A 22,341-nucleotide genomic window follows, 5' to 3' on the forward strand; every position below is an offset into this window, starting at 1 on the left:
CTTTTTTCGAGAACACCCATCTTCCGTTCGTGCTGAGCTTGTCGAAGCACCGTTCTTTTCTCGATCGGAAGAAAGTACGGCCCTTCGACAAGCTCAGGGCGAACGGAGTTTGGAATGGCTGACCAGCAATACGACTATGACGTCCTCGTGATCGGTGCCGGGCCGGGCGGCTATGTCGCGGCGATCCGCGCGGCGCAACTGGGCCTCAAGACGGCGTGCGCGGAAAGCCGCGAGACGCTGGGCGGCACCTGCCTCAACGTCGGCTGTATCCCGTCGAAGGCGATGCTCCACGCATCCGAATATTTCGAGGCGGCGGCCGGCGGCGCGATGGCCAAGCTGGGCATCAAGGTGACGCCCGAACTGGACCTCGGCGCGATGCACGGCCAGCGTACCGACGCGGTCAAGCAGCTCACCGGCGGCATCGAATTCCTGTTCAAGAAGAACAAGGTGACCTGGCTCAAGGGCAAGGCGAGCTTCGAGGACGCGCGCACGGTTTCGGTCGGCAAGGACAAGGTGACGGCGAAGAACATCGTCATCGCCACCGGCTCGTCGGTGACGCCGCTGCCGGGCGTCGAGATCGACCAGAAGGTGGTGGTCGATTCCACCGGCGCGCTCGAACTGCCCAAGGTGCCCGAGCATATGGTCGTGATCGGCGGCGGGGTGATCGGGCTCGAACTCGGCAGCGTCTGGCGGCGGCTCGGCGCCAAGGTGACGTGCATCGAATTTCTCGATCAGATCCTGCCCGGCTTCGACGGCGAGGTCCGCAAGGAAGCCAACAAGATTTTCAAGAAGCAGGGCGTCGAGTTCAAGCTCGGCACCAAGGTCACCGGGGTCGCGGTCAAGGGCAAGAAGGCGACCGTCACCATCGAACCCGCGAAGGGCGGCGAGGCGGAGACGATCACCGCCGATTGCGTCCTGGTGTCGATCGGCCGCAAGCCCAATACCGACGGGCTCGGGCTCGACAAGATCGGGCTGGAGACCAACCAGCGCGGCCAGATCGAGACCGATCACGATTTCGCAACCAGGGTCGCCGGCGTCTGGGCGATCGGCGACGTCATTCCGGGGCCGATGCTCGCGCACAAGGCCGAGGACGAAGGCATCGCGGTCGCCGAGAACATTGCCGGGCAGACCGGCATCGTGAACCACGACGTGATCCCGAGCGTGGTCTACACCTGGCCCGAGATCGCCGGGGTCGGCCTCACCGAGGAGGCGGCGAAGGAGAAGGGCGAGGTCAAGGTCGGCAAGTTCCCGATGCTTGCCAACAGCCGCGCCAAGACCAACCACGAGCCCGACGGCTTCGTGAAGGTGATCGCCGATGCCAAGACCGATCGCGTGCTCGGCGTGTGGTGCATCGCGAGCGTTGCGGGCACGATGATCGCGCAGGCCGCGCAGGCGATGGAATTCGGCGCGACGAGCGAGGATATCGCCTATACCTGCCATGCGCACCCGACGCACTCCGAGGCGATCAAGGAAGCCGCGATGGCAGTGACGGGGAAGGCGATCCACATCTAGCCGGCGCAGGATTTGGCGAAGCTAAATCCGCGCGAACTAGGCTAGACCGGCCGGCGGGGCTCCCAGCCCCGACCGACGGCGCGGCTTTGCCGCGCCGCTACGCCGTCCGCACTAAGCCCCCTCACCACCCCGCGCCAGCACCGCGAGCAGTGCGGCCAGCGCCAGTGCGCCGCCGGCGCCGAACAACAACGCGTCCAGCCCGTGATCGCCGAGCGTCGTCCCGCCCAGCACGACGCCGCCCGCGAAACCCAGCCACAGCAGCAGATACGGCACCCACGCCAGCGCGCCGCCCCGGCCCAACAGCGCCTCGGCGAGCTTCTGCCCGACCCGGACCAGCGTTCCGGTCATATAGGTCACCCCGATGCTCACCTCGCGGTCGCGCACGAACACGCCGTTTTCCGCGCCCATCGCCGCCGCGAGCAGCAGCAGCGGCACATAGGAATCGGTGAAATGCGCCGCGCCTGCTGCGATCGCCAGGCACGTGGCGACCCCGATCATCACCACCGGCTTGCGCCAGCGTTCGAACCGCGCCGAGAGGATCGAAGCGCCCATCACCCCGCACAGGAACGCAAGGATCAGTGCCCCCGCGTTCCACACATCGGCGGCCGTCCCGGTCGCAAGCCCCACCCCCAGCCGCGTGGTGTTGCCGCTCATGAACGAGGCGAAGAAGCCGCCGAGGCTGATATAGGCGATCGCGTCGACGAAGCCGGCCAGCACCGCGAGCAGGACGGCCGCGGCGATCATCGGGGTTTGATAATGCTGCATGGGCGCCTTTTGCCGGGCTCGGCGCGTCGTTTCCACCCCGAAAAATCATCCGCGTCGCTCGCGCGGCCCAGATGCGCCGTCGCGCCGGCATCGTCCAGTATCCACCGTTCCCTCGCCCGCGCTGTTGGTCTAGCAAGGCGGGATGGATCAGGCGCTCTGGCAGATCGGCCCCGTACTCCCCTGGCTCGACCTGTTCGGGGTCGCCGTCTTCGCTGCGACCGGCGCGCTGGCGGCGACGCAGCGCGGGCAGACCCTCGTTACGCTTGCCTTTTTCGCGCTGATCACCGGGGTCGGCGGCGGCACTGTGCGCGATCTCCTCATCGGCGCGCCGGTCTTCTGGGTGGAGGATCGGTTGTACGCGCTGGTGTGCCTCGGCGTCGCGCTGACGATCTGGGTGACGCCCCAGCGCTGGTGGAACGGCGCCGCGCTCGTCTGGCTCGATGCGGTGGGGCTGGGCGCCTATGCCGTGTTCGGCGCGGCGAAAGCGTTGAGCTTCGGCGTGCCGCCGCTGCCGGCCGCGGTGATGGGGGTGTTCACCGCGTGCGTCGGCGGGATCATCCGCGATACGCTCGCGGGGGAGCCGTCGATCCTGATGCGGCCCGAACTCTACGTCACCGCCGCCGCGCTGGCCGCGACGCTCTATGTCGGCCTGCGGCTGCTCGGGCTGCCGTCGTTCGAGGTCGCGATCATCGCCGCTGCCGCCGGTTTCGGGCTCCGCGGCGCCGCGATCTACTGGAAGCTCGCGCTTCCCGCCTATCGCGGCCTTCCGAACGACCCTTAGGGTTTGCTCCACTTACGTGGATAGCCGCACCGGCCCCCTCCCGCACCCCGCCTCCCATGCAGTATAATTACTTGGGAGGCGGGGTGGGGGAGGGGGCCGGTGCGGCGACCGGATTCGGCAACACCGAATCTCGTCCTAGCTCCGCACCACGCCGACGTCGCTGAACGGCCTGGGCTCGATCGGCGGCACCGACGAATCGTTCAGCTCGCATTGCCACAGGCCGACATCGATCCATTGCCCGTGCTTGTAGCCGACCTCGCGATACACCCCTGCGCGCCGAAATCCCGTCGCTTCGTGGAGCGCGATCGAATGGTCGTTGGGCAAGGCGATCGCGCTGATCGCCTGCGTGAAACCCTGCGCGCGCAGCGTGTCGATCAGCGCGCGGTAGAGCAATCGTCCGGTGCCTTGCCCCTGCACCGGCCCGGCGACGTAGATCGAGGTTTCGACCACATAGCGATAGGCCGGCCGATCGCGGAACCGCGTGGCATAGGCATAGGCCACGATACCGCTCTGCTCGTCGTCGCCGTTGGTCACGACCATCCATGGATACAGCCCGTCAGACGATGCCATGCGGCTGCGCATCGCCCTCGAATCGGGGGCCTCGATCTCGAACGACGCGGTGCCGCTGGTGACGTGCGGCGCGTAGATCGCGGCGATCGCGGCGGCATCCTCCGGCCGCGCGGCGCGGATCGCGATCACAGCGCGAGCTTCGCCAGCACGGCGTCCATCAGGCTGACGTCGGCGGGGGAGGGCGCGGCCGGCCCCAGCCCCGTGCATGCCAGGCATCGCGCCTGGATCGCCGCCCCGCCCGACATCCGCCGCATGTCGCCCAGCGCTTGCGCGAACACCGCGCGGCGATCGCGCGCGATCCGGCTGAACACGTCGCCCGCCGCATCGCTATCGTCGCTTTGCTGCTTGCGGGCGAATTGCGCGGCGAGCTTGGCGATCCAGCCCGGTTTCTTCTCGAGGAACACCGGATGCACCTTGGCCGGGTCGAGCTTGGCGCGCCGCGCCGCTTCTGCGATCGCATCGTTCAGATCGCCGAAGCGGTCGACCAGCTTGAGCTGGCGCGCGGTGCCCCCGTCCCACACGCGGCCCTGCGCGATCTCGTCGACGCGCTCGGGCGTCAGCTTGCGCGCCTGGCTGACGCGCGCGATGAACTCGCGATAGCCGTGCTCGATCCCCGCCTGGAAGATCGCGTCCACTTGCGGATTGGTGCCGCCGATGATGTCGGGCTGGCCCGACAGCGGCGTCGTCTTCACCCCGTCGCTGGTGACGCCGATCTTCTTCAGCGTGTTCTCGAAGGTCGGGATGATCCCGAAGATGCCGATCGATCCGGTGATCGTGTTGGGCTCGGCGAAGATCGCGTCGCCCGCGGTCGACACCCAATAGCCGCCCGACGCCGCGAGGCTCCCCATCGAGACGACCACCGGCAGCCCCTTCGCCTTGGCTTGAAGGATCGCCTCGCGGATCTGCTCGGAGGCGAACGCCGATCCGCCGGGCGAATCGACCCGCACCACCAGCGCCTTGAGGTCGTTCTTGGCGAGCCCTTCGAGCATCGCCTTCGACAGACTGTCGCCGCCCGCGGTGCCGGGGCCGGCCTCACCGTCGACGATCTCGCCCGCCACCGTCAGCACGCCGATCGCGGCACCGCCGGTCTTGGCCGGATGCGCCTCGACATAGGCGTCGTAATCGATCGCGTCGAAGCTGCCCGCGATCTTGTCGTCGCCCGCGCCCGCGATTCCCGCGACGCGCTTGCCGAAGTCGATCCGCGTCGCGAGCTTGTCGACCAGCCCGGCCTTGAGATTGGCCTGCGCGATGTCGCCGCCCGCCGCGGTGATCACCTGTGCGGGCTGGGTGAGGAACGGCGCGATCTGCGCCTTGGGCCGCGCCTTCTTCACCGCCTCCTGCCACTGGCCGAAGATCGTGCCGTAAAGCGCGCGATCGGCCTCCGCCGCCTCGGGCGATTTGTCGGTGCGGGTATAGGGCTCGACGTAGGATTTGAACTTGCCGACGCGGAAGACGTGGACGTCGACGCCCAGCTTGTCGATCAGCCCCTTGTAATAAAGCTGCGATCCGCCCGGCCCCATGAACAGCGTGCCGCCCATCGGGTTCATCCAGATTTCGCTCGCCTCCGCCGCGAGCCGATAGCCCGCATCGGTATAGGCGGTGGCGTAAGCGAGCACCGGCTTGCCGCTTTCGCGCACACGGCCCAGCGCATCGCCCACCTCGGCGAGCGCGGCCGGATAGCCGCCCTGGAAATGATCGAGATCGAGCACCACGGCCTTGACCTTGGCATCGTCCTTGGCGGCATCGATCGCGCGCACCAGATCGCGCAATCGATACTGGCGGCTCACCGGCTGGCCGCTGGCGACAGAGAAGGGATCGACCTCGGCGGGCTGCTCGACGATGGTGCCGTCGAGATCGAGCAGCAGCGCGCCGTCGCTGATCGCGGTGGGGGTCGGCCGCGCCGAAAGCGCCGCCCACAGCCCGGCGAAGAACAGGAGCATCGCGATCAGGACCAACGCGTCCTTGATCCCGACCAGCAATTTCCAGGCGCCTCGAACCAGCTTCACCGCGTCGATCCTTCGTATTGCCACATCGTTCCTAGCCTGGTGCTACGGCAATGCGCCTCGCGAGGCAACGCCGTCTTACGCGGGCAATACAGGCCGTGCCGCCGGACAGTCGCCCGCCCGAAAAAATCCTCTTCGCTACCCGTTGACGAGTCGGGAGGCGGTTCGCATATGGCGTGCTGCTGGCACTCTCCGTCGGGGAGTGCCAAAGCATTCATCACTGCTCACCCAAGGAAAGGATGACGCATGAAATTTCGTCCGTTGCACGATCGTGTGCTGGTTCGCCGCGTCGAGGCCGAGGAAAAGACGGCCGGCGGCATTATCATTCCCGATACCGCCAAGGAAAAGCCGCAGGAAGGCGAAGTGGTTGCCGCCGGTGCGGGCGCCAAGGCCGATGACGGCAAGGTGACGCCGCTCGACGTCAAGGCCGGTGACAAGATCCTGTTCGGCAAGTGGTCGGGCACCGAGGTCAAGGTCGACGGCGAAGACCTGCTGATCATGAAGGAAAGCGACATCCTCGGCATCGTCGAGGCCTGATCGCCCCTTCGCGACACTCTCCACTTTCTCCACTTTAACGCCAGAAGGAACAGCCAACATGGCAGCCAAGGACGTAAAATTCTCGCGCGACGCGCGTGAGCGCATTCTGCGCGGCGTCGATACCCTCGCCGACGCGGTCAAGGTCACGCTCGGCCCCAAGGGCCGCAACGTCGTCATCGACAAGAGCTTCGGCGCGCCGCGCATCACCAAGGACGGTGTGACGGTCGCCAAGGAAATCGAACTCAAGGACAAGTTCGAGAACATGGGCGCGCAGATGCTGCGCGAAGTCGCCTCGAAGACCAACGACAATGCCGGTGACGGCACCACCACCGCGACCGTGCTCGCCCAGGCGATCGTGCGCGAGGGCATGAAGTCGGTGTCCGCGGGCATGAATCCGATGGATCTGAAGCGCGGCATCGATCTCGCCGTCGCCAAGGTCATCGACGATCTCAAGGCGCGTTCGAAGCCCGTTTCGGGTTCGAACGAGATCGCTCAGGTCGGCATCATCTCGGCCAATGGCGACACCGTCGTCGGCGAGAAGATCGCCGAGGCGATGGAGAAGGTCGGCAAGGAAGGCGTCATCACCGTCGAAGAGGCCAAGGGCCTCGAATTCGAGCTTGATGTCGTCGAAGGCATGCAGTTCGATCGCGGCTATCTGTCGCCGTACTTCATCACCAACCCCGAGAAGATGACGGTCGAGCTTCAGGACCCCTATATCCTGATCCACGAGAAGAAGCTATCGAACCTCCAGGCGATCCTGCCGATCCTCGAAGCCGTCGTCCAGTCGGGCCGTCCGCTCCTCATCATCGCCGAGGATATCGAGGGCGAGGCGCTGGCCACGCTCGTCGTCAACAAGCTGCGTGGCGGCCTCAAGGTCGCCGCGGTCAAGGCGCCGGGCTTCGGCGATCGCCGCAAGGCGATGCTCGAGGACATCGCGATCCTGACCAAGGGCGAAGTCATCTCCGAGGATCTCGGGATCAAGCTCGAAAACGTGACCCTCGGCATGCTCGGCACCGCCAAGCGCGTCACGATCGACAAGGACAACACCACCATCGTCGACGGTGCGGGTGAAGCCGACGCGATCAAGGGCCGCACCGAGGCGATCCGCAAGCAGATCGAGAACACCACGAGCGATTACGACCGTGAGAAGCTCCAGGAGCGTCTTGCCAAGCTCGCCGGTGGCGTTGCCGTGATCAAGGTCGGCGGTGCGTCCGAAGTCGAGGTCAAGGAGCGCAAGGATCGCGTCGACGACGCGCTTCACGCGACCCGCGCCGCGGTCGAGGAAGGCATCGTCCCCGGTGGCGGCACCGCGCTGCTCTATGCCACCAAGGCGATCGAAGGGCTCAAGGGCGTCAACGACGACCAGACCCGCGGTATCGACATCGTCCGCAAGTCGCTGACGACGCTGGTGCGCCAGATCGCCAACAACGCCGGCCATGACGGCGCGGTGGTCTCGGGCAAGCTGCTCGAGGGCAACGATGTGACGAAGGGCTTCAACGCCCAGACCGAGAAGTACGAGAACCTCGTCGAAGCCGGCGTGATCGATCCGACCAAGGTCGTCCGCACCGCGCTCCAGAACGCGGCCTCGGTCGCCGGCCTGCTCATCACCACCGAAGCGGCGGTGAGCGAGCTGCCCGAAGACAAGCCCGCGCCGATGGGTATGCCCGGCGGTGGTATGGGCGGCATGGGCGGCATGGACTTCTAAGCCGCAGGGCCCGTCGGCAGCATGGCTGCCGACGGATCAGCCCAAGGCCGGCCGGCGGCACGGCGGCATCGCCGCTGATGCCGTTCGACGAAGCGCCGGCTTTGCCGGTGCTGGCCCTAAGCCCAAAGAGGGGGCCGGGAGAGCGATCTCCCGGCCCCTTTTCTTTGGCGCGGCTTGCACTTCGCCGCCAGGCTTCACACCTTCTCTCCCAAACCAAGGGAGAAAGTCCGTGAAGCTCTATTATTCGCCCGGTGCGTGCAGCCTCGCCGATCACATCGCGCTCCACGAAGCCGGGCTGTCGTTCGATCACGAGCGCGTCGACCTCAAGACCAAGATGACTGCCAACGGCGCGGATTATCGCGCGGTCACCGCCAAAGGCTATGTCCCAGCACTCGAACTCGACGACGGCGCCGTGCTCACCGAGAATATCGCGATCCTCTACTGGATCGCCGAACAGGCGCCGGCGCTGATGCCCGAAGGGCCGCTGGGGCATGCGCGCCTGCTCGAGGCGATGGCCTATATCTCGGCAGAGATTCACAAGAATTTCAAACCGTTCTTCGTGGGCGATGACGAGGAAAAGAAAAAGGCGGCCGGGGAGGCGATCACCCGCCAGTTCACCCTGCTCGCCGCGGGCATGAAGGGCGACTATCTGTTCGGTGCGTTCAGCGTCGCCGATCCGTTCCTGTTCGTGATGCTGCGCTGGGCGTTCGCATTCGGCATCGGCGTGCCCGAGCCGCTGATCGCCTATTTCGATCGCATCAAGGCACGCCCGGCGGTTGCGAGGGCGATGGCCGAGGAAGGCATCGACTGACCTTGGTGCCCTAGTCTGGTCAAACACTCCGACGTCTGGCAGGAAGCGTCGCATTCAGCCGCGCCGGAGTCTTCGTTCGGCGCCGTGCACCGGGGGACCGACATGACCGACTTTACTCGCCGTGAAACCCTGGCCGCGTCCGCGCTTGGCGCGCTCGTGGCCGCAATGCCCGCCTGGGCGCAGGACAAGACAATGCCAGCCGATGCCGCACAATGGGATTTGACCGACCTCTACCCGAGCGACGCCGCGTGGGACGAAGCGCGCAAGCAGGCGCTGGCGGCGCTTCCGGGGATGAAGAAATATCAGGGCACGCTCGGCACCGGCGCCGACGCGCTCGCCAAAGCGCTCGTTGCCCAATCCGATCTCGGCCGCACCATCGCGCGCATCTACGTCTATATCAGCCTCAAGGCCGATGCCGATCTGCGCGTCGCCGCCAATCAGGAAAAACAGGCGCAAGCGATCGATCTCTACACCGCGTTCGGCGAGGCGGTGTCGTGGGTCGCGCCCGAAATCCTGAGCGTCGGTGCGGCGAAGATCAACGGCTTCATCGCCGCCGACGACACGCTCAAGAAGCGCTTCGATTTCTACCTCGCCAACGTGCTGCGCGAGGCGGCGCACACGCTCTCTCCCGAAGGCGAAGTGCTGCTCGCGGGCACCTCGGCGCCGTTCGCGGGGCCGGGCGACATTCGTGGCCAACTCGTCGCGTCGGACATTCCCTGGCCGACGATTCAGCTCTCGACGGGTGAGAAGGTGCGGCTCGACGACCAGGGCTACACGCTCCATCGCGACGCGCCGAACCGCGCCGACCGCAAGGCGGTGTTCGACGCCTTCTGGAAGGAATACGGCCAGTTCCAAAGCTCGCTCGGCGCGGCCTATGTGTCGCACATCAAGGCCGACGTGTTCGAGATGAAGGCGCGCAAATACCCCACCTCGCTCGCCGCCTCATTGTCGTCGAACAACATTCCCGAAAGCGTCTATCGCACGCTGGTCAAGGAAACCAACACCGGCCTGCCGCAACTCCACCGCTATTTCGAGTTGCGCCGCAAGCTCCTGAAGCTGCCGGACATGCATTATTACGACATCTATCCGCCGCTGGTGCAGCTCGACAAACCGGTCAGCCTCGCCGAGATGCGCACCACGGTGCTGGAGGCGCTCAAGCCGCTCGGCCCGGATTACGTCAAGGAACTGGGCACCGCGACCGCGGCCAAATGGATGGACCCGCTGCCGCGCGAGGGCAAGCGCTCGGGGGCGTATATGAACCCGGGCGCGTTCGACGTGCACCCTTATCTCCTCCTCAATCTGAAGGAGGATTATTCGGGCATGACGACCTATGCCCACGAATGGGGGCACGCGATGCACTCGCTGCTCGCGAACAAGGCGCAGGTCTACGACAAGGCCGATTACCCGCTGTTTCTCGCCGAGATCGCCTCGACCTGCAACGAGCAGCTTCTCGCCGCGTACATGGTCGAAAAGGCCAAAACGCGGGAGGAGAAGCTCTATTATCTGGGCCAGCAGCTCGAGAACATCCGTGGCACTTTCTACCGCCAGGCGATGTTCGCCGAGTTCGAGCTTGCCACCCACGACAAGGCCGAAGCGGGTGAGGGGCTGTCGGGCGAGACCTTCACCGCGATGTATCTCGATCTGCTCAAGCGCTATCACGGCCCCAAGGTCGCGATCGATCCCGCCTATGCGGTCGAATGGGCGTATATCCCGCATTTCTATTCGAGTTTCTACGTCTACCAATATGCGACCTGCATCGCGGCGGCCTCGTATTTCGCGAAGGCGATCCTGTCGGGCGGCGCGAAGGAGCGCGACAATTACCTGAATGTGCTCAAGGCGGGCGGCTCGGCCTATCCCACCGACGTGCTCAAGCACGCCGGGCTCGATATGGCCTCGGCCGCGCCGTATCAGGCGGTCGTCGCAGTGTTCAAGGAGACGCTCGACCAGGCCGAAGCGCTGATGGGGTAAATAAGGCGCGCGACTTTCCTAATATCCGTCACCCCGGACTCGTTCCGGGGTCCAACGTGCCTCCAGCGTTGGCGCTCGTGGTGGGTTGGATGCCGGAACAAGTCCGGCATGACGGAAAAAGGGGTCAAATCCCCCGCATCGCTTCGGCGGTGATCGCCAGGCTACGCTTGCGCGCGTCGTGATCGTAGATCGCGCTGGCGATCATCACTTCGTCCACCTGCGTCCGCTCGACGAACGCGGCGATCCCGCGCGCGACCGTGTCCGGCCCGCCGACCGCCGAACATTGCAGCACGTGATCGAGGGTCGCGCGGCCCTGCTCGCCCAGGCTGTCGCGATAGCCCGCGACCGGCGGCGGCAATTGGCGCGGATGGCCGGTGCGCAGCGCGACGAACGCCTGCTGTTGCGAGCTTGCGATCAATTCACCCTCGGCATCGCTGTCGGCGGCGAAGACGTTGAACCCCGCCATCGCATAGGGCCGATCGAGCTGCGCCGAAGGCCGGAAGTCGCGGCGGTAGATCTCCAGCGCCTGATCGAGCGCATCGGGTGCGAAATGCGAGGCGAAGGCGTAGGGCAGCCCGAGCATCGCGGCGAGCTGCGCGCCGAACAGACTCGATCCCAATATCCAGATCGGCACATTGGCGCCCGCGCCGGGCACCGCGCGGATGCCGGTCTGGCCGTCGTCGGCGAAATAGCTTTGCAACTCGATCACGTCGCGCGGGAAGGCATTGGGATCGCTGTCGAGCGTTCGCCTGAGCGCGCGCGCGACGCGCTGGTCCGATCCCGGCGCGCGGCCAAGCCCGAGATCGATGCGGCCGGGAAACAGCGCGTCGAGCGTCCCGAATTGCTCGGCGATCACGATCGGCGCGTGGTTGGGCAGCATGATCCCGCCCGCACCGATGCGGATGCGGCTCGTCGCCGCCGCGATATGCCCGATCACCACCGCGGTCGCGGCCGAGGCGATCCCCGCCATCCCGTGATGTTCGGCGACCCAATAGCGGGTGAAGCCCAGCGCCTCGGCATGGCGCGCGAGATCGGCCGAATTGGCAAGCGCCGCGGCGGCGCTGCCGCCCTCGACGATGGGGGCGAGATCGAGCAGGGAAAAAGCGGTCATCGCGGCAAGATGGGGCTGTGCCACCGCGTTTGCCACTCAAGCAGGGCTTGCCCGATCAAAAGTTCAGCGAATAGCGCATCGCTGCCCCGTAATCGTCGGGGAGATCGGCGATATTGGCGGGATCGCGGCGCCAGAAGACATTGGTATCGAGCCAGCCGGCGCCCAGCCAGCGGCCATAGCGTGCCTCGATATCGATCTCGCGGCCGGTCGGGGCGAGGTTGAGGCGCTGCGTCGTCCAGCGATCGACCGCGAGCGTCGCATAGTCCCAATGGGTCGGTAGCGTCAGATCGATCCCGCCTTTGGCGACACGCAGCGGCTGGGCGATGCGCAGCCCGACCGTATCGTCGCCGAACACGCCCTGCTTGCCGATATCGGCGGCGAAGGCGCTGGTGTGGATGCGCCCCGCGCCGTCGAGTCCACCACGCACCTCGGCACGCGTCCAGCCCAACCGCATCGCGCCGCCCACGCTCCACCCGCCGCCCGCATCCCAGCGTGCGCCCGCATCGACGAACCAGCTCGTCGCGCGGTTCGCCCCGAGCGCGCCGCCGAAGCGCGCGCCCAGCACGCTGTCCCGCTCATCGAGCCGGGCGACCGCGGCCGTGGCACCAAGCGCACCGACACGACGATCGATCCCGATCGAGAAGCGGTCATAGCCCGTTCGCCGGTAGCGGTCGGCGATCGCCGGCAGCGCGCCATCGTTTCGGTTGAGCACCGCGCCGCTCTCGGCCGCGGCGGTCACGCCCCAGCCGCCGAACGGCTGCCGGATCGCGGCCGATCCACCGATGTCCGATGCGAAGCCCTGTTCGCGCGTCGGATCGCTTGCGACCAGAAACGCGGGCTCGGTGCGCCCGGCCAGTTGCGCGGTCAGCGTCGCACTGCTGCGCGCAAAGCCGATCGCGAACCTGGCCTCGCCGCCCAGCCTGCTTGTCACCAGCCCGGCAATCGCGCGGGCCTGGCGCGCATCGTCGGGCGAGAGCCGCGTCGGTACGATCGAGGGCATGGGCGCGCCGGGCGCGATCGTGAGCGACACCATCGTCGCGCCGAGCGTGCCCGCCAGCCTGCGCTCGCGTGTCGAGAGCGCGCCGGTCAGCGTCGGCGCCAGACCACTCGTATCGATCGTGTGGGCCAGATCGATCGCAAAGGCGCGATCGAAGCCGTCGAGGATCACCGCGCCGAGCCCGGTTTGCGCGGCATCGCCCATCGGTGTCGACAGGGTTGCGTTGGTCGTCAGCGATACCGCTGACGGCGTGCCCGCGATCGAGCTTCCCCCCAACGGCTGGAACGCATGGGTAAGATCGAGCACGCCGTGGCCGTAGACGGAATCCACGCCGGGCGCGCCCACATCGCGCGCCGAATCGTAGAGGATCTGGATGATCTGGGCGCCCGAAAGGTTGGGGAATGCCTGCGCGAGCAACGCGACCGCGCCGGCGATCTGCGGCGCGGCGAACGAGGTGCCACTCCAGATAAAGGGCGTGTCATTCTGGTCGGGCGCGCGCACGCCTTCGCCGACCGCGGCCAGATAATGCGCCGCACCGTTGCCCGCCTTGTCGCTGAAATCGGAGAGTGTATCGGCCGCCCCGACCGAGCCGGCGATGATCACCATCCCGTGCGCCGCGTCGGTGGTCGCCACCGCGGCGAGGGGGTCGGGATTGGGGGTCGCATCGTTGCCCGCGCTGATCACGATGATGACCCCCTGCTGCGTCGCGCGGCGAATCGCGTCGACCAGTTCGGGGCTCGCCGCTTCGCCGCCGAGCGAGATGTTGATGACGCGCGCGCCGTTGGTCGCTACCCGATCGACGCCGCGCGCGATCGCGTCGTCGTCGAATGTACAGCCGCCATCGTCGCCGGTCGTGGTGCAGCTTCCCGGCGCGTCGGCGCGCATCACGAGCAAGGTCGAATCGAAGGCGACCCCGTGGGTGCCGGCACCGTTGCGGCGGCCGGCGATCGTGAACGCGACCGCGGTGCCGTGCCCGCCTTGATCGTCGAGCCCGCGGGTCGCGGCGACATCGACCGATGCCGGATCGATCCGACCGGGGAATTCCTGGCTCTGGAGATCGATCCCGCTGTCGATCACCCCCACCTTCACGCCCGCGCCGGTCGCGCCTTCCTGATAGGCGGCGAGCGCGTTCATCGAAACCGCGCCGACGGTCGCGCGATATTCAGCCGTATCATAGGCGGCAGGCGGGGGTGTGGGCGGTGGTGTGGGGGTCGGTGGGGGTGGCGGGGTTGCTCTGGGCGGGGTCGGGGTGCTGCGAACGCCACCCCCGCCGCCGCAAGCGGCCGTTAGCGCGGAAAGCGCTGAGATGCCGATCGCAACAAGAAGATTGCGCGATTTCCGCAACATAATCCCACCTCGTATCGGAACGTCGCACAATCGCCCCCGTCCTGTCCATCCGCCTTGCCCGCCTGCGCCCGCCCGCCTAAGCGTGCGCGGCAATGCGCGCCGATCTCGCTCATATCGATACCTGGATCTTCGATCTCGACAACACGCTCTATCCGGCGTCGACCAATCTGTTCGCGCGGATCGACGAGCGGATCGGCGCCTATGTCGCGCGCCTTTTCGATTGCGACCCGATCGAGGCGCGGCGGATTCAGAAAGACTATTTCCACCGCCACGGCACGACGCTTGCCGGGCTGATGGCCGAGCATGACGTCGATCCGATCGACTATCTCGACGATGTCCACGATATCGCGCTCGACCAACTCGAGCGTGATGCGCCGCTGGTCGCGGGCATTGCCGCGCTGCCGGGGCGCAAGCTGGTCTTCACCAACGCCGATGCGCCTTATGCGCGCCGCGTGCTCGCCCGGCTCGGATTGGACGACAGTTTCGAGGCGCTGTTCGATCTGCGCGCGACCAATTATACCCCCAAGCCGCACCCCGATGCCTATGCCGGGCTGTGCGCCGCCTATGATCTCGATCCCGCCCGCTGCCTGTTCGCCGATGACATGGCGCGCAACCTCGCGCCCGCCAAAGCGATCGGGATGACGACGGTATGGGTCGACAACGGCTCCGAACAGGGTATCGGCGAGGATCGCAGTTTCGTCGACCACAAGGTGGCCGATATCGCAGCCTGGCTGCACACACTTCAGGAGGAAGAATGAGCGAGACCCTTCAAGCGACGATCGACGCCGCCTGGGAGGACCGCGATTCGATCGGCGGCGACACCAAGGGTCCGGTGCGTCAGGCGGTCGATCAGGCGCTGGCGCAGCTCGATACAGGCGCGGCGCGCGTCGCCGAGCCCGACGGCGCGGGCGGCTGGCGCGTCAACCAGTGGCTCAAGAAAGCCGTGCTGCTCTCGTTTCGCCTGAACGACATGACCGAGATCGCGGGCGGCCCCGGCGGCGCCAATTGGTGGGACAAGGTGCCCTCCAAATTCTCCGGCTGGGCCGCGAACGAATTCCGCGACGCGGGCTTCCGCGCGGTGCCCGGCGCGATCGTGCGGCGGGGCGCGTTCATCGGCAAGGGCGCGGTGCTGATGCCCAGCTTCGTCAACATCGGCGCGCATGTCGGCGAGGGCACGATGGTCGATACCTGGGCGACCGTCGGCAGTTGCGCGCAGATCGGCAAGAACGTCCATCTCTCGGGCGGGGCCGGCATCGGCGGCGTGCTTGAGCCGCTCCAGGCCGATCCCGTCATCATCGGCGACGGCGCGTTCATCGGCGCGCGTGCCGAAGTGGCAGAGGGCGTGCGTGTGGGGGAGGGCGCGGTGCTCTCGATGGGGGTCTATCTCGGCGCCTCGACCAAGATCGTCGATCGCGCAACCGGCGAAGTCCATCGCGGCGAGGTGCCGCCTTATGCGGTGGTGGTGCCGGGCAGCATGGGCGGTGGTGACGGCAAGCCCGCGCTCTATTGCGCGGTGATCGTCAAGCAGGTCGACGCGCAGACGCGTTCCAAGACCAGCATCAACGAGCTGCTGCGCGATTGAACGCCGTGCGGAGCGGGCCGGGCCTGATCGCATTGCTCGCGCTGGCGCTGGCCGTGCCGGCGCTCGGCCAGTCCGCCACCCGCGCCACGCCCGGCTTCGTGCGTGTGGCGATCGAGACGTCGGCGGGGCGGATCGTCGTCGCGCTCGATCAGCGTCATGCGCCCGCGACGACCGCCAACTTTCTCGCTTATGTCGATGACGGGCGGCTCGACGGCACCAGTTTCTACCGCGCGTCGCGGCGCAAGGGGGCGCCGAAGTTCGGCTTCGTCCAGGGTGGAATCGGCATGGACGCGCGCCGCCGCCTGCCGCCGCTGGTGCTCGAACCCACCGACAAGACCGGGCTCCGGCATCTCGATGCGGTGATCTCGATGGCGCACGGCGCCGATGAGGATTCGGCCAACGGCAATTTCTCGATCATGGTCGGCGCCAACCCGTCGCTCGATGCGAAGCGCGGCTATCGCGGCTATGCCGCCTTCGGGAAGGTGGTGGCGGGCATGGATGTGGTGAAGCGCATCCTCGCATTGCCCACCGGCGGCGGGCGCGGGGCGATGCGTGGGCAGATGATCCTCAAGCCCGTCCGCCTGATCCGCGCGGTCCGTCTCGACGGCACGCCCAAGCCCACCGGCCGGCCCAAACCGTGGACGCTGTTCAACCCACGGTAGGGAGCGTTGATCGGCAGCACTTGCATCTATCCCCTTCGGATACCTACCTTTGTTCTCTTCCCCGGCGAAGGCCGGGGCCTAGTTACGGCCGGTTCGATGCTGGACCCCGGCCTTCGCCGGGGAAGTGGGCAGGGGCGATTCAGTGACGACGTTCCCGAAGGGGCAAGCACCGACGCGTGTCGTGCCGACCGGCTTTCAGCTCAGCCGGTCGATCGCTTCGTTGTCCAATCCGCCCGGTACGATCATCAGCGGCACCGGCAGGCCGCCGTCGGAGCTGGCGAAATAGCTCACCAGCGGCCCCGGCGCGCCGCTTTTGGCGGTCGCGAGCACCAGCGCGGCGATGTCGGGGGTTTGAGCGATGATCTCTCTGATCACCTTGCGCGCCTCGCCCTGGCGCACCGTGATCGAGGGCTTGAGCCCCGATTCCTCGACCAGCGTGCCCGCCGCCGCGGCGACCAGTCCTTCGGCTTTCAGCCGCGCTTCTTCCTCGATCGTCGCCTGCACGCCGCCCCATTGGACGAATTCGGGAGGCGGCAGCAGCGCGAGAATTTCCACCGCGCCGCCGGTTTTCACCGCGCGGCGCGCGGCGAAGCGCAGTGCCACGCTCGCTTCGGGTGATTCGTCGATCACGACCAGATAGATGCGCATATCGCCAGTTTCCCCCTTGCGGGGGCGAAGGTGGCGCCCAAATCGGCTTCGCGCAAGGGCACGGTCTTGACGCGTGCGCGTTGATGACGAAGGAAGCCATCGCGCCCATCGCCACCCCGGCGCAGGATACAAGGATTCCCCATTCGATGCCGATCGAGATCAAGATGCCCGCTTTGTCGCCCACGATGGAGGAGGGCACGCTCGCCAAATGGCTCGTCAAGGAAGGCGACACGGTGTCGGCAGGCGATCTGATGGCCGAGATCGAGACCGACAAGGCGACGATGGAATTCGAGGCGGTCGACGAAGGCACGATCGCGAAGATATTGGTGCCCGAAGGCGCCGACGGGGTGAAGGTAGGCGCGGTGATCGCGATCCTCGCCGAGGAAGGCGAGGATGCGTCGGCCGTCGAAGCGCCTCCAAAGGAAGCAGCGCCGAAGGCCGAAGAATCGAAACCCGCCGCCAGCGAGCCCAAGGATACTCCGAAGGCCGAGGACAAGGCGGAAACCAAAGCGGCCGAACCGACGCCGGCGCAGCCCGCATCCTCCGATGACGATCGCGTCAAGGCGAGCCCGCTTGCGCGCCGCATCGCCGCCGACAAGGGCGTCGACCTGTCGGCGGTCGAGGGCACCGGCCCCGGCGGCCGAATCGTCAAGGCCGATGTCGAGGGCGCCAAGCCCGGCGCCGCGCCTGCGAAAAAGGCCGAAGCCGCCGCCCCGAGCGCCGCGCCCGCACCGGCCGCGGCACCCGCCGAGGCCAAGGCGGTGTGGTACGACGATTCGATCCCGCACGAGGAAGAGAAGCTCTCCAACATCCGCAAGACGATCGCGCGGCGCCTGACCGAGGCGAAGCAGACGATCCCGCACATCTATCTGACGGTCGATGTCCGGCTCGACGCGCTGCTCAAGCTGCGCGCCGATCTCAACGCGGCGCTCAGCGGCCGCGGCGTCAAATTGTCGGTCAACGATCTGCTGATCAAGGCGCTTGGCGTCACGCTCGAAGCGTCGCCCAAGTGCAACGTCACCTACGCGGGCGACAAGCTGATCGCCTACAAGCGCGCCGATGTGTCGGTCGCGGTCTCGACGCCGTCAGGGCTGATCACGCCGATCATCCGCGATGCCGCCAACAAGAGCGTCTCGGCGATCTCGACCGAGATGAAGGAACTTGCCGGTCGCGCCAAGGAGAACAAGCTGCAACCGCAGGAATATCAGGGCGGCACCGCCAGCATCTCGAATATGGGCATGTTCGGCATCAAGCAGTTCGATGCGGTGATCAACCCGCCGCAGGGGATGATCCTCGCGGTCGGCGCGGGCGAGAAGCGGCCGTATATCGTCGACGACGCGCTTGGCGTCGCGACGGTGATGAGCGTTACCGGCAGCTTCGATCACCGTGCGATTGACGGCGCGGACGGGGCGGCGATGCTCAAATTGTTCAAGGAGCTTGTCGAGGCGCCGCTCGGCATGATCGCGTGAGATGCGGATCGCCGCCGAAGCTTTGCACATCCTCGCCGGCCTCGCCGCCGCGCTGGCGGTGACGTGGGTGTCGGCCTGGGCTTATCCGCTGGGCGAAAAGACGATCTGGACGATCGGCGGGGTCGCGATGGTGCTGACGGTGTTGATGGGGATCAACCCGCTGCGCCGCGCGATCCGCGTTACCCGCAAGCGGAGGCGTGCTCATGGGTGATGACGAGGTAATGCCCACGGTCGCGCCCGCGATCCGGATTACCGCGATGCCCGCCGACGCCAATCCCTATGGCGACATCTTCGGCGGCTGGCTGATGGGCCATATGGACATGGCCGCGGGCGTGGTCGCGTCGCGCCATTCGAAGGGCCGCGCCGTCACCGTGGCGGTCGAGGGCATGAAGTTCCACCACCCGGTGTTCGTCGGGGACGACGTGTCGGTGTTCGCGCATCTGGTGAGCGTCGGCACCACGTCGATGACGATCGACGTCGAAGCCTGGCGCCGCGCCCGCCACAGCGAGGATACCCACAAGGTAACGCAGGCCAAGTTCGTCTTCGTCGCGATCGATGAGGAACGGCACCCCCGGCGGGTGCCGCCGATGGAAAACGCGGCCTGACATGAGTTCCGTCGGCGACCTGTGTTCGCCGGTCATATACGTTCGAGGAGTATAAAGTGGCTGACACTTACGACGTCATCGTTCTCGGTTCCGGCCCCGGCGGCTATGTCGCCGCGATCCGCGCGGCACAACTCGGCCTGAAGACCGCGATCGTCGAGCGCGAGAATCTGGGCGGGATCTGCCTCAACTGGGGGTGCATTCCCACCAAGGCGCTGCTGCGCTCGGCCGAGATCTTCCATTATATGAACCACGCCAAGGATTATGGGCTGGTCGCGGAGAAGATCAGCGCGGATATCGCGGCGGTGGTCAAGCGCTCGCGCGGGGTGGCCAAGCAGCTCAATCAGGGCGTCACGCACCTGATGAAGAAGAACAAGATCGCCGTCCACATGGGCGAGGGCGTGCTGACGGGGAAGGGCAAGCTTTCCGTCACCGACAAGGACGGCAAGAAGACCGAGCTGTCGGCCAAGCACATCATCGTCGCCACCGGCGCGCGCGCGCGCGACCTGCCGTTCGCCAAGACCGACGGCAAGCGCGTGTGGACCTATCGCGCGGCGATGACCCCGCCCGAAATGCCGACCAAGCTGCTCGTCATCGGCTCGGGCGCGATCGGGATCGAGTTCGCGAGCTTCTATAACGACATGGGCGCCGACGTGACGGTGGTCGAAATGCTCGATCGCGTCGTGCCGGTCGAGGATGCGGATGTCTCCGCCTTCCTCGAAAAGGCGCTCAAGAAGCAGGGCATGACGATCATGACCGGCGCCGGCGTCGAGAAGCTCGACGTGTCGGACAAGGGCGTCAAGGCCGCGATCAAGGGTAAGGACGGCAAGGTCGTGAGCGGCGATTTCAGCCACGTCATCGTCGCGATCGGTATTGTCCCCAACACCGAGAATATCGGACTCGATACGCTCAAGGTCGAAACCGAGCGCGGCCATATCAAGACCGATGGTCTGTGCCGCACCAATGTCGACGGGCTGTGGGCGATCGGCGACGTCACCGCGCCACCGTGGCTCGCGCACAAGGCGAGCCATGAAGGCGTGATCGCCGCCGAGGCGATCGCGCAGGCGCTCGGCAACAAGCAAGTGCATCCCCACGAAATGGATGTGCGCAACATTCCCGGCTGCACCTATTGCCACCCGCAGATCGCGAGCGTCGGCCTCACCGAGGCCAAGGCCAGGGAAGCGGGCTATGAGGTGAAGGTCGGCACCTTCCCGTTCATCGGCAACGGCAAGGCGATCGCGCTGGGCGAGGCCGAAGGCTTCATCAAGACGGTGTTCGACGCGAAAACGGGCGAGTTGCTGGGCGCGCATATGATCGGCGCCGAGGTCACCGAACTGATCCAGGGCTACACCGTCGGCAAGACGCTCGAGACCACCGAGGTCGAACTGATGAACACCGTCTTCCCGCACCCGACGCTGAGCGAAATGATGCACGAAAGCGTCCTCGCGGCGTACGGACGGGCGCTACATATCTGAAGATCTGCCGTCACCCCAGCGAAGGCTGGGGTCCATGTCTGTCGCGATCGGGAGGGCCAGCGCGTTCCTATCACTGGCAGGCATGGATGCCAGCCTGCGCTGGCATGACGATTAGGAAAGAGTGGCAAACGCCGCCAATATCGGCTGATACTGGTCCATCGACGGGAATTCCGGGAAGCTGTGCGCCGCGCCCGTTTTCGCCCAGGGCAGCATCTCGCTGGTATAGCTCTCGATGAACGGCGCGAACCACGTCGGATCATCGAGCGCGCCCGCGCGGACGTTGACGAAGCCCATGTCGGGCTCGATCCGCGTGAACAGCCAGCTCTTGCACCAGTCGCAATGATGGTGCCGTGCCCGATCGCCGTGCAGCCCGCCGATCACGGGAGCGCCCGCGGTCACCTCGAAGCCGGCGCTTGGCACCATCACCGTGGTCGAAAACGCGCTGCCGCTCATCTTCTGGCAGCCGGTGCAGTGGCACGCCATCGTCAAGAGCGGCGGTTGCGTGATGCGGAAGCGCACCTTGTCGCAGCGGCAGCCTCCTTCGATCGGCAGCGTCCATTCGGTCATCGCTTGCTCCTGTCGAAAGAGGGCCGGGGCGTTACTCCGCCGCGGCGATCAACCTTACGGGCCGGTCGGCGCCCTTGTCGGCGGCATCGGTGCGCGACAGCCGGCCCTCCACGGTCGCGCCGCCTTCGATCGTGATCGACGCATAGGCGATGTCGCCCAGGATGCGCGCACTGGCCTCGATCGTCAGATCGTCGACCGCGACGCTGCCCTCGATCGTGCCGGCGATCCGCGCCGATCGCGCGCGCACCGCGCCGGTGATTCGGCCGCTTCCGGTCTGGATCAGGCTCACGCAGGCGAGATCGCCCGCGACCGTGCCGTCGATATGCAAATCCGAATCGGCCTCGATATCACCCGTCACCGTCACTTCCGGCCCGAGCACCGAAAAGCCGTTGCGCTTCGCCGTCGTGCTTCCCACATTCCTGTTGCCGAACATCGTGCCCCCCGGTTCGAATGCGCGTTATGTGCTAACGACCGGGCGGCGGTGCGTCCACCCGCAAGCGGGCCGGGGCGTCGCCGGGCACATTGGGCGGCGCCATGTTCGACGCTGTTGACCCCAACCGGGCGCGCCAGTATAGGCCGCGCCTGCTTGCGGAAGGGCTGGCGGTGATGGGGCCGAGTCTCCGGTGCCGCCCATTCGACTGAGAGCATTGAACATTGCCGATAAAGCACGGGGCCAGGGCCGATCAAACGGTCCAACGGCCTGTTCGTGCTGTTTCGTGTTTTCGGCAAAGTAACCGCCAGGATTTCTGGTAACATAAGGTGAAGGGCTTCATGCCGACGATCAACCAATTGGTCCGCAAGGGCCGCGACCCGCAGAAGGCCAAGTCAAAGGTCCCTGCGATGGATCAGAACCCGCAGAAGCGCGGTGTCTGCACGCGCGTTTACACGACGACTCCGAAGAAGCCGAACTCGGCGCTGCGCAAGGTGGCCAAGGTCCGCCTCACCAACCAGCGCGAAGTGATCAGCTACATCCCGGGCGAGGGCCACAACCTTCAGGAACACTCGGTGGTCCTGATCCGCGGCGGCCGTGTGCGCGATCTTCCGGGCGTGCGCTATCACGTGCTGCGCGGCGTGCTCGATACCCAGGGTGTCAAGGATCGCCGCCAGTCGCGCTCGAAGTACGGCGCCAAGCGTCCGAAGTGATCATGCCGGGGGCATGATCATCCCGGAAAAATCGTCACAGATGATTTTGTCCGGGATCCAGAGCCCCGCACGATCCGGTCGCTTGA

General features: G+C 66.5%; 22 protein-coding genes. 14 read left to right on the forward strand and 8 right to left on the reverse strand.

The genetic code is table 11. From position 1 onward, the window contains the following. Positions 1–114: 114 nt before the first annotated feature. Positions 115–1,512: a dihydrolipoyl dehydrogenase gene (gene lpdA / locus DFR49_RS21010; protein WP_119037630.1), complete on the forward strand. Its 1,398-nt coding sequence runs from the start codon at positions 115–117 to the stop codon at positions 1,510–1,512. A 111-nt stretch (positions 1,513–1,623) separates the two neighbouring features. On the opposite strand, the gene DFR49_RS21015 is transcribed toward lpdA (DFR49_RS21010), so the two are convergent. Further along, positions 1,624–2,277 carry a YoaK family protein gene (locus tag DFR49_RS21015; protein WP_119037758.1) on the reverse strand — a complete coding sequence of 218 codons (654 nt, stop codon included), beginning with the start codon at positions 2,275–2,277 and terminating at the stop codon, positions 1,624–1,626. A 142-nt stretch (positions 2,278–2,419) separates the two neighbouring features. On the opposite strand from DFR49_RS21015, the gene DFR49_RS21020 reads away from it, so the two are divergent. After that, on the forward strand, positions 2,420–3,058 hold the full coding sequence (locus tag DFR49_RS21020) for a trimeric intracellular cation channel family protein (RefSeq protein ID WP_119037631.1): 639 nt from the start codon (positions 2,420–2,422) through the stop codon (positions 3,056–3,058). Between the two features lie 135 nt (positions 3,059–3,193). Here the strand turns inward: DFR49_RS21020 and DFR49_RS21025 are convergent, their stop codons facing one another. Then, complete coding sequence (locus tag DFR49_RS21025) at positions 3,194–3,757, reverse strand: GNAT family N-acetyltransferase (RefSeq protein ID WP_119037632.1); 564 nt, start codon at positions 3,755–3,757, stop codon at positions 3,194–3,196. Beyond that, a complete protein-coding gene (sppA, locus tag DFR49_RS21030; RefSeq protein WP_119037633.1) occupies positions 3,754–5,634 on the reverse strand; it encodes a signal peptide peptidase SppA in 1,881 nt (626 codons plus the stop codon). The genes DFR49_RS21025 and sppA overlap by 4 nt, the downstream gene beginning before the upstream one ends. Before the next feature lie 243 nt (positions 5,635–5,877). Between sppA and groES the strand changes: the two genes are divergently transcribed. The 4 genes from groES (at position 5,878) to pepF (ending at position 10,652) form a co-directional block, all read left to right on the forward strand. After that, positions 5,878–6,168: a co-chaperone GroES gene (gene groES / locus DFR49_RS21035; RefSeq protein ID WP_119037634.1), complete on the forward strand. Its 291-nt coding sequence runs from the start codon at positions 5,878–5,880 to the stop codon at positions 6,166–6,168. Between the two features lie 58 nt (positions 6,169–6,226). Further along, positions 6,227–7,873 (forward strand): chaperonin GroEL, encoded by a 1,647-nt coding sequence (gene groL / locus DFR49_RS21040; RefSeq protein ID WP_119037635.1) that lies wholly within the window; start codon positions 6,227–6,229, stop codon positions 7,871–7,873. A gap of 229 nt (positions 7,874–8,102) precedes the next feature. Then, entirely contained in the window at positions 8,103–8,684 is a 582-nt protein-coding gene (locus tag DFR49_RS21045; RefSeq protein ID WP_119037636.1) for a glutathione S-transferase N-terminal domain-containing protein, read from the forward strand. A gap of 102 nt (positions 8,685–8,786) precedes the next feature. Next, a complete protein-coding gene (pepF, locus tag DFR49_RS21050; protein ID WP_119037637.1) occupies positions 8,787–10,652 on the forward strand; it encodes an oligoendopeptidase F in 1,866 nt (621 codons plus the stop codon). A 124-nt stretch (positions 10,653–10,776) separates the two neighbouring features. On the opposite strand, the gene DFR49_RS21055 is transcribed toward pepF, so the two are convergent. After that, positions 10,777–11,763 (reverse strand): LLM class flavin-dependent oxidoreductase, encoded by a 987-nt coding sequence (locus DFR49_RS21055; protein WP_119037760.1) that lies wholly within the window; start codon positions 11,761–11,763, stop codon positions 10,777–10,779. 55 nt (positions 11,764–11,818) lie between these two features. Then, a complete protein-coding gene (locus tag DFR49_RS21060) occupies positions 11,819–13,894 on the reverse strand; it encodes a S8 family peptidase (protein ID WP_245968689.1) in 2,076 nt (691 codons plus the stop codon). A gap of 305 nt (positions 13,895–14,199) precedes the next feature. Here DFR49_RS21060 and DFR49_RS21065 point away from each other — a divergent pair, with 305 nt between their 5' ends. Genes DFR49_RS21065 through DFR49_RS21075 form a run of 3 tightly spaced genes read left to right on the forward strand, consistent with a single transcriptional unit; the run spans position 14,200 to position 16,351 of the window. After that, entirely contained in the window at positions 14,200–14,865 is a 666-nt protein-coding gene (locus tag DFR49_RS21065; protein WP_119037639.1) for a pyrimidine 5'-nucleotidase, read from the forward strand. Further along, positions 14,862–15,689, forward strand: coding sequence for a 2,3,4,5-tetrahydropyridine-2,6-dicarboxylate N-succinyltransferase (gene dapD, locus DFR49_RS21070; RefSeq protein ID WP_119037640.1), 828 nt, complete (start codon positions 14,862–14,864; stop codon positions 15,687–15,689). Before DFR49_RS21065 ends, dapD begins: the two co-directional genes overlap by 4 nt. 26 nt (positions 15,690–15,715) lie before the next feature. Next, positions 15,716–16,351 (forward strand): peptidylprolyl isomerase, encoded by a 636-nt coding sequence (locus DFR49_RS21075; protein WP_119037762.1) that lies wholly within the window; start codon positions 15,716–15,718, stop codon positions 16,349–16,351. A gap of 195 nt (positions 16,352–16,546) precedes the next feature. Here DFR49_RS21075 and DFR49_RS21080 read toward each other — a convergent pair whose 3' ends face one another. Then, on the reverse strand, positions 16,547–16,999 hold the full coding sequence (locus DFR49_RS21080; protein WP_119037641.1) for a universal stress protein: 453 nt from the start codon (positions 16,997–16,999) through the stop codon (positions 16,547–16,549). Positions 17,000–17,145: 146 nt separating this feature from the next. On the opposite strand from DFR49_RS21080, the gene DFR49_RS21085 reads away from it, so the two are divergent. From DFR49_RS21085 to lpdA (DFR49_RS21100), 4 genes are read left to right on the forward strand one after another with little or no spacing between them, the layout of a single operon-like run. Beyond that, complete coding sequence (locus DFR49_RS21085) at positions 17,146–18,468, forward strand: pyruvate dehydrogenase complex dihydrolipoamide acetyltransferase (protein WP_119037764.1); 1,323 nt, start codon at positions 17,146–17,148, stop codon at positions 18,466–18,468. Between the two features lies 1 nt (position 18,469). Further along, positions 18,470–18,679, forward strand: a complete 210-nt coding sequence (locus DFR49_RS21090) for a hypothetical protein (protein WP_119037642.1) — start codon at positions 18,470–18,472, stop codon at positions 18,677–18,679. Next, positions 18,672–19,073, forward strand: a complete 402-nt coding sequence (locus DFR49_RS21095) for an acyl-CoA thioesterase (RefSeq protein WP_119037643.1) — start codon at positions 18,672–18,674, stop codon at positions 19,071–19,073. Before DFR49_RS21090 ends, DFR49_RS21095 begins: the two co-directional genes overlap by 8 nt. Positions 19,074–19,129: 56 nt before the next feature. Continuing rightward, positions 19,130–20,545 (forward strand): dihydrolipoyl dehydrogenase, encoded by a 1,416-nt coding sequence (gene lpdA / locus DFR49_RS21100; RefSeq protein WP_119037644.1) that lies wholly within the window; start codon positions 19,130–19,132, stop codon positions 20,543–20,545. A 111-nt stretch (positions 20,546–20,656) separates the two neighbouring features. On the opposite strand, the gene DFR49_RS21105 is transcribed toward lpdA (DFR49_RS21100), so the two are convergent. After that, positions 20,657–21,112 carry a GFA family protein gene (locus tag DFR49_RS21105; protein ID WP_119037645.1) on the reverse strand — a complete coding sequence of 152 codons (456 nt, stop codon included), beginning with the start codon at positions 21,110–21,112 and terminating at the stop codon, positions 20,657–20,659. A gap of 31 nt (positions 21,113–21,143) precedes the next feature. Next, positions 21,144–21,545: a bactofilin family protein gene (locus tag DFR49_RS21110; protein WP_119037646.1), complete on the reverse strand. Its 402-nt coding sequence runs from the start codon at positions 21,543–21,545 to the stop codon at positions 21,144–21,146. A gap of 338 nt (positions 21,546–21,883) precedes the next feature. Here DFR49_RS21110 and rpsL point away from each other — a divergent pair, with 338 nt between their 5' ends. Beyond that, positions 21,884–22,255 (forward strand): 30S ribosomal protein S12, encoded by a 372-nt coding sequence (gene rpsL, locus DFR49_RS21115; protein WP_119037768.1) that lies wholly within the window; start codon positions 21,884–21,886, stop codon positions 22,253–22,255. Positions 22,256–22,341: the final 86 nt, after the last annotated feature.

Origin of the sequence: Hephaestia caeni (genome assembly GCF_003550065.1) — a bacterium.
Taxonomy (GTDB): domain Bacteria; phylum Pseudomonadota; class Alphaproteobacteria; order Sphingomonadales; family Sphingomonadaceae; genus Sphingomonas; species Sphingomonas caeni_A.